Source organism: Rhizobium ecuadorense (genome assembly GCF_001187535.1).
Classification (GTDB): Bacteria; Pseudomonadota; Alphaproteobacteria; order Rhizobiales; family Rhizobiaceae; genus Rhizobium; species Rhizobium ecuadorense.
Genome location: NZ_LFIO01000587.1, coordinates 1 through 238, shown reverse-complemented (window position 1 = coordinate 238; position 238 = coordinate 1). Strand labels below are relative to the sequence as shown.

1 protein-coding gene is annotated in these 238 nt (G+C 59.7%); it reads left to right on the top strand.

Annotated features, from left to right (window positions below; all coding sequences use genetic code 11):
* Nucleotides 1-238 (top strand): substrate-binding domain-containing protein (locus tag AF337_RS12165; RefSeq protein ID WP_160320289.1); only part of this gene is annotated, 238 nt, incomplete at both ends.

Sequence of the window (238 nt, the reverse complement as noted above, 5' to 3'; positions counted from 1 at the left end):
GACTGTGGAGCGCGCAAAGGCCTTCCGCGCAGCGATGATCGAGAAGGGAATAGAGGTAGAGGACAAGTTAATCAGCGACGGCAATCGCAGCACCGCCGACGCCACTGCTTCGACGCACCGTTTGCTGGAGCTGAAGGAGCCGCCGACAGCGATTCTTGCTTCGAACAATCTGGCGATGATCGGGGCTATGAGGGCTATCCGGGAGCGGAAGCTGCGTGTTCCCGCGGACATTTCTGTG